This is a genomic window from Rhizobium sp. P1_E6, from assembly GCF_056405875.1.
The window spans coordinates 23,152-29,211 of sequence record NZ_JBFUBG010000084.1 but is presented as its reverse complement, the minus strand read 5'-3'; the positions used below and the strand labels follow the sequence as shown (position 1 = coordinate 29,211).

7 protein-coding genes and 1 pseudogene are annotated in these 6,060 nt (G+C 60.1%); 3 read left to right on the top strand and 5 right to left on the bottom strand.

Features of this window, described 5'->3' with window-relative positions; genetic code table 11:
• Nucleotides 1-234 precede the first annotated feature (234 nt).
• Together AC1D35_RS27985 and AC1D35_RS27980 are read left to right on the top strand one after the other, a co-directional pair.
• Entirely contained in the window at nt 235-1,326 is a 1,092-nt protein-coding gene (locus AC1D35_RS27985) for a nucleotidyltransferase family protein (protein WP_477941181.1), read from the top strand.
• Nucleotides 1,327-1,721: 395 nt separating this feature from the next.
• A complete protein-coding gene (locus tag AC1D35_RS27980) occupies nt 1,722-1,925 on the top strand; it encodes a cold-shock protein (protein WP_113310792.1) in 204 nt (67 codons plus the stop codon).
• Nucleotides 1,926-2,049: 124 nt separating this feature from the next.
• Here AC1D35_RS27980 and AC1D35_RS27975 read toward each other — a convergent pair whose 3' ends face one another.
• A complete protein-coding gene (locus tag AC1D35_RS27975) occupies nt 2,050-2,340 on the bottom strand; it encodes a DUF2934 domain-containing protein (protein WP_477941179.1) in 291 nt (96 codons plus the stop codon).
• A gap of 243 nt (nt 2,341-2,583) precedes the next feature.
• Between AC1D35_RS27975 and AC1D35_RS27970 the strand changes: the two are divergent.
• Nucleotides 2,584-2,694, top strand: a pseudogene (locus AC1D35_RS27970) (protease); the annotation flags it as partial.
• A 265-nt stretch (nt 2,695-2,959) separates the two neighbouring features.
• Here the strand turns inward: AC1D35_RS27970 and AC1D35_RS27965 are convergent.
• From AC1D35_RS27965 to AC1D35_RS27950, 4 genes are read right to left on the bottom strand one after another with little or no spacing between them, the layout of a single operon-like run.
• On the bottom strand, nt 2,960-3,682 hold the full coding sequence (locus AC1D35_RS27965) for an amino acid ABC transporter permease (RefSeq protein WP_477941177.1): 723 nt from the start codon (nt 3,680-3,682) through the stop codon (nt 2,960-2,962).
• The gene (locus AC1D35_RS27960; protein ID WP_477941175.1) at nt 3,682-4,332 is read right to left on the bottom strand and encodes an amino acid ABC transporter permease; all 651 of its coding nucleotides are present in this window, start codon (nt 4,330-4,332) and stop codon (nt 3,682-3,684) included. Before AC1D35_RS27960 ends, AC1D35_RS27965 begins: the two co-directional genes overlap by 1 nt.
• Entirely contained in the window at nt 4,325-5,104 is a 780-nt protein-coding gene (locus AC1D35_RS27955; protein ID WP_477941174.1) for an amino acid ABC transporter ATP-binding protein, read from the bottom strand. The genes AC1D35_RS27960 and AC1D35_RS27955 overlap by 8 nt, the downstream gene beginning before the upstream one ends.
• A 59-nt stretch (nt 5,105-5,163) precedes the next feature.
• Nucleotides 5,164-6,045: a substrate-binding periplasmic protein gene (locus tag AC1D35_RS27950; protein WP_477941172.1), complete on the bottom strand. Its 882-nt coding sequence runs from the start codon at nt 6,043-6,045 to the stop codon at nt 5,164-5,166.
• Nucleotides 6,046-6,060: the final 15 nt, after the last annotated feature.

Sequence of the window (6,060 nt, the reverse complement as noted above, 5' to 3'; positions counted from 1 at the left end):
ATCTGGGACGTTGCGGCAAAACACCCGCCTGGAGGATATTACTCTTGTCCCTTTCCCCGGCCTGAACAGTTGGTCATCGTCGCTGTCGGCATCCATCTCGAAGATCGGTTATAATGAATTTGCGAAAGCCTTATAACCGATCAAACGTTGCGTGGAATCCGATCTCCCTTGACACGAAGATGGTGTGTTATAATGTTTTTGTCGAACCATTATAACATGGCGCTGGCGTACCGTATGAAACAGATAGATCTCTCCTACCGAACTCTGTTTGCGGAGCTCGCACAGCGTTCGCTCGATGCGCAATTTCAGGCCGACTTCCCACTCGAGGGCCGCTTCGTCACGGTTCCGGTCAAGGGAAGGGATTATTGGTATTTCGATCTTCCCACTGAGCATGGCGACAAGCGTCGTTACGTCGGACCGCAAAGCGATGAAGACATAAACGCACGCGTGAAGGCGCACAAAGAGATCAAGGACGACATCAAAGAGCGTCGCCGCCTGGTCGGCACACTCAAGCGCAGTGCCGGCCTGGCTGGTCCCGATCCGTTCGCGGGCGATGTAACCAAGGCGTTGGCCGAGGCCGGTCTCTTTCGCCTGCGCGCGGTGCTGATCGGCTCGGTTGCCTTCAGCTGCTATCCGGGCTTGCTCGGCGTTCGCATGCCGTCATCCGCCATGCAGAAAGTCGATGCGGATTACGCACAGGATTTCGCCATCTCCTCTGAGGTCGGCGACAGTCTGCCTCCCGTGATCGAAGTCCTGCAGTCGGTCGATCCCGGTTTCCGCGCCGTCCCGCATCAGGCGGATAGGGCCAAGGTCGTCGCTTTCAAAAACGCAAAAGGTTATCGCGTGGAATTCCTGACGGGGAATAGAGGATCGGACGAGTACGCAGGCCGGCCCTCCCCCATGCCAGCGCTCGGGGGAGCGTCAGCAGAGAGTCTGCGCTTTCTGGACTATCTGATTTACGAGCCTGTCAGAACTGTGTTGCTGCATAGGGAGGGCGTCAGTGTGATCGTGCCTGCTCCCGAACGCTATGCCGTCCACAAACTCATCGTCTCATCCAGACGGCCGACAGACGGCCTCGGACGGGCAAAACGCGACAAGGACCTTCATCAGGCCTCCTTGCTCGCACAGGCGCTCGTGGAGACCCGCCAAAGCGACATCCTGGTCGATGCCTATGAGGAAGCTTGGGAAAGAGGAAAATCATGGCAGGATGGCCTTCGGGCTGGCCTGGACGCCATGCCAGATCCGGGTCGCAAAGCGATCGCGCTTGCGCTCGACATCCCGGTCGAAAAACTGGCAACGGCTCGGGATCAGGAGATCAGCGGCTAGCCTTGGCCGCTCAAGCCAGGCATTGACTGACCGTTGCTCGTCATCCGCTTTTCCCCCACCGATCACGATATCCGGCTGAAGCGGACGGGCAGGCCGCCTGCTCGTATAGGCAAAACCACAGACCGTTGGCGCGCGTTGCACCTCCTCCCCGGACCTCAAGACGTTTACGGGCTCCAAAAACAGACAGCACGGCCGGCCTTCGGGAACAGCCCGAACCTTTATCTATCTCCCCCGGCCCAGGTCTTGGAGCGCGAAATGCGTCATAGAACGGTGGCTATAACGCATGCAATGGAACTGCACGCAGGCTGACTGAACTGCTCATAGCAGATCGGTTGCTATGACAGATCGCGAGCGATAGATTGCCGTCGATCAACAGTGAGCACACGAGGGTTCTCATGCCAACTGGCAAGGTCAAGTTTTTCAACAACGACAAAGGCTTCGGCTTCATCACACCGGACGACGGCGGTGCCGACGTTTTCGTGCACGTCTCGGCGCTGCAGTACGGTGACGGGCTGAAGGAAGGACAAAGCGTGTCCTTCGACGTTGGCCAGGATCGGAAGACCGGCAAGTCGAAGGCCGAGAACGTCAGATCGCTCTGAGCCGAGCGGATCTCCTTCTCGACAAGCCCAATGCATCGCGGGGCGCCATTGAATGGCGCCCCGCTCAAGCAACACCACCAGCCGGCCGAATTCGCCGGCGCGACTCAGGCCAAGGACCCGCTCTTCAGTGCTTTGTAGCGCTCGCGACCTTGGTTGATTTCGGCGGCCGGGCTGTCGTAGGAACGCTCTGCGCGCCACCTTTGGATTTGCTGGCACCTTTTGTCTTCGAAGGCAAATCCGCTGCGACAGCTTTCTTCGACCGAGATTTCTTGACAGGTTGTCCGCCCGCGTCGGCGCTCGCGGCGATTTCCTGAAACGCCTGCAACCAGTGCTTCATGTCCTCCCCATGGGGCCGGCCTTCCTGTTCCCAGATCTCGTAGGCGCGCTGTCTGATTCGGTCTTCGCTCGATGCCATCGGTTTTTCTCCATGTCGGATTGTTGTCCGGATCAGACAAATGGCGCGGTCGGTTACGGCGGCAACTATGGTGCATGTATTTATCGGCTGGGTYTCATCACGAAAACGCGACAGATCGACCGCGCCCCTCCCCTCTATAATCCGCTGGCCTTGCCAACCCATCCATCTCACAGCTGCCATTAACCATACGCCCGGGAAATGGCGCCGAGACCAATAGCAGCCCAATGCCCTGCGAAGGCTCGTGACCGCCCTGGAACCACGAGCCGCAAGCCGGACGATCTCGCGGCCTTCTGCGCGAAGATCATCGAGGAGTTCGCCGAAGGAAAACACCCGGAACAAGCTCGTAACGCTTGATATCGTGAAGGCTGTCTCTATCATGGCGCCGAAGAGGTGCCTTATGCTGGCGGTGCGCGGCATCATCGGCTCGCACCAGACGATCCGTCTGCGGACCGAAAATTCGGCAGGGATTCGCCAACACCGTCCGCTGTTGTAACGTTACGGTATAGCGCCTTGGGCATGTTTCGCGCCCCACTGCCTCGGGAAGTATGATGAGTTTTTCATAGTCGCTATGATCTCCTGATCGTAATGCTTGGTATCGATGGCGCGATGTTGGAGGCTGTCACGAAGAGGACGAAGCCGTGGTCAGACGATCGACCGGCGCCTGGGATTTTCGCTTCGTTTTCGGAAAGCGCAAGCGCCACTCGATATAACGGGCTGCAAGAGACGCCGGCCAGGCGAGCAGGAAGTAGAGAACTGCTGTCAGCGTAAACACCTGCAGAGGCAGGAAGCTTTCCGACATGATTTCCCGCGATACCAACGTCAGTTCGGGAACGGCGATCAATGCGGCGATCGAACTGTCCTTCAACAGCGACACCAGGTTGATCACGAGTGGAGCGATCGTGTGGCGCACCGCCTGCGGCAGCAGGATCAGACGGAATGCCTGAACGGGTGTCAATCCGCTCGCAAGCGCCGCTTCTCGTTGGCCCACCGGGATCGCTTCGAGCCCGGCGCGGAATACTTCTGCGAGATAGGCGGCATAAGCGGCGGCAAGCCCAATGGTCGCGGCCAGTTCCGCCGGCAGAGTGATACCAGCACCTGGCAGCGCGAAATAGACAAGATACAACATGACGAGGATCGGAATGCCGCGTGCGACGGCGATATAGATCCGGGCGATGAGGCGTAGTGCCGCCTGACGGCGTGAGCGAAGAAATTCGAGCACGAGGGCGAGCAGAAAGGCGAGAGTAAAGCCGCCGGCCGTCAGCATCAGCGTGCCGCGCAGACCGGACAGCATGCGTGGTCCCCAATCGCCGAGATTGGCGAGGATCGTATCGACAAAAAACATCAGTGGGTCTCCAGCTTGCGTTCCACGAGGAAAACCAACCCGGCGACTGCCATCGTCAGAACGAGATAGATGGTTGCCGCACAACCATAGATCAGCGCGGTCTCGAAGGTTTCGTTGACCAACTGACGCGCGTTGAACATCACCTCGGGCGCTGCGATCGCCGCAACGAGCGAGGTGTCCTTGACAAGGCCGACGGCATAGTTGCCAAGCGACGGCAGCGCGAGCCGCAATCCCTGCGGTAGGATGATGAACCGGAAGGCCGCGAGCGGCTTGAGGCCGATCGAGGCGGCCGCCTCCTTCTGGCCGAGGGGAACCGCCTGGAAGCCGGAACGGAAAATATCGACCGCGATCGCTCCGCCAATCAGGCCGAGACCGAGAATCGCGGCGACCATCGAAGAGAGCCTGATCCCAGCGGCCGCGAGCCCGAAATAGAGAAGAAACAGGAAGGTCAGGCTCGGAACGTTGCGCAGGGCCTCGACATAGAAACGGATCAGCAGATGAAGCCAGCGGCTCTTCGACAGGACGGCGATCGTTGCGAGGCCAAGTCCGATGACAATCGCCAGGATCAACGCTCCAGCCGTGACTTCGAAGGTCACCCACACGCCCATCAGCAGGGCTTCGGCAATTCTGTCGAGAAGGGCGCTATCCATCGCGGCGCCCTCCCCGCGACAGGCTCGCCAGGAACTGCTTGAGGCGCGGTGATTGCGGATTGTCGAGAAGGTCCTTCGCCGGTCCCTGCTCGACGATACGACCACCGTCCATGAACAGGATGCGATCGGCAACCTCGCGGGCGAAGGCGATTTCATGGGTTACGAGCACCATCGCCCTTCCTTCTCCCGCCAGTTCTTTGATGACGCTTAGAACCTCGCCGACGAGCTCCGGATCGAGCGCCGAGGTCGGCTCGTCGAAGAGCAGGAGTTTGGGCTGCTGGGCGAGCGCGCGGGCAATCGCCACGCGTTGTTGCTGGCCACCGGACAGGCGTCCAGGCATCTCGTCGACCTTGTGATCAAGATGTACCTTCGCGAGCATCGCTTCCGCCATGCGAGAGGCTTGGCTCCGAGCCATGCCGCGCACCTTTCGCGGCTGCAGCGAGACATTGGCGCGAACACTCAGGTGCGGCCACAGATGAAAATGCTGGAACACCATACCGATTTCGGCGCGCTGCGGCGCAAGCTCGAGATCGCTCATGCGACGACCATCTCCGCGGCTGCCGATCGCCTTACCGTCCAGGCGGATATCGCCTGCTGTCGGAGGTTCGAGATAGTTGATGGCCCTGAGACAGGTCGACTTGCCCGAGCCACTCGGCCCGATGAGCGCAATCCGTTCGCCGCGTGTGAGCGCAAAGGACACATCGGTCAGAACCGTATGATGACCATAGGCCTTGCCGAGACCGGTGACCTGGAGAAGATATTCGGTGGCCATGTCCGCCTCCTTGAACAATGAGAAGAACTTACGCGGCCGGTTACCCGGCCGCGCGGCGGCTACTTCCCGCAGACTGGCGGCGTCCAATCGGTCAGCCGATCGATACCGACCCGGAAGTTCTCTGATGACGGGGTGTAGTTCGCTCGGCTGACGTTGCCGTAGCGCTGGCCGATCGCGTTGATAGTGCAGGAGGTCCAAAGGTTACGGATTTCCCCGCTGAGAGCTGCCGCGAGCGCCGCGTTCTCTTTCGACAGACCGAAGACATATTGCCGCCCGAGACCGGTCAGCAACGGATAGTCCGGATTGTTGTCGGTGAAGGGAAGGTTGACGAGCCCCCAGTCCGGATTCTTGGCGATTGCATAATCGATGACAGGCGGGTCGCCGACGAGTGCTTCGATGCGACCGGCGAGAAGATCGCGGAGCGCCGCGTCCGAGCTGTCATAGAGCGACAACTCGAGGCCCTTTATCTTCCGAAGCTCCGGCAGGAAGGAGAAGCCGGTCATCGATCCGACCCTGCGGTTTTCGAGGTCCTTCAATGCATGCCAGCCCGCCTCCTTGGGCGAGGCGATGCCGTTCTGGAAATAGCCGGTCGGGTCGGTCAGGGACAGCGTTTCGGCGCGCTGCTTCGTCCAGGCGACATTGCCGCCGATAATGTCGACGCGACCGGTCTGGACGGCGGCGATCGCTCCCGACCATTCCATCGGCACCGGCTTGATCTTCAGCGAGAGTCTTTCGGCGGCAATCTGCAGGATATCGCCGTCGTATCCGGCAAGCTTGCCGTCGCGGGCCACCAGTCCCGGCATGTCGCCGGTAATGGCGACCGACAGGACCCCGGCTTCGGCAAGATGATAGGCCGGGTCGGTCGCCGCCGACGGATTCGGTTGGAGCGCGACGGCGATCCCGATGGCGCCACCGAGCAATCCGAAAATGAAATGCTGCATGTCTGTTCCCTCTTC

Excerpts from the sequence above, each read along its gene's own strand:
- AC1D35_RS27985 (WP_477941181.1), top strand. The coding sequence starts at position 235 with ATGAAACAGATAGATCTCTCCTACCGAACTCTGTTTGCGGAGCTCGCA.
- AC1D35_RS27980 (WP_113310792.1), top strand. The coding sequence starts at position 1,722 with ATGCCAACTGGCAAGGTCAAGTTTTTCAACAACGACAAAGGCTTCGGC.
- AC1D35_RS27975 (WP_477941179.1), bottom strand. The coding sequence starts at position 2,340 with ATGGCATCGAGCGAAGACCGAATCAGACAGCGCGCCTACGAGATCTGG.
- AC1D35_RS27965 (WP_477941177.1), bottom strand. The coding sequence starts at position 3,682 with ATGTTTTTTGTCGATACGATCCTCGCCAATCTCGGCGATTGGGGACCA.
- AC1D35_RS27960 (WP_477941175.1), bottom strand. The coding sequence starts at position 4,332 with ATGGATAGCGCCCTTCTCGACAGAATTGCCGAAGCCCTGCTGATGGGC.
- AC1D35_RS27955 (WP_477941174.1), bottom strand. The coding sequence starts at position 5,104 with ATGGCCACCGAATATCTTCTCCAGGTCACCGGTCTCGGCAAGGCCTAT.
- AC1D35_RS27950 (WP_477941172.1), bottom strand. The coding sequence starts at position 6,045 with ATGCAGCATTTCATTTTCGGATTGCTCGGTGGCGCCATCGGGATCGCC.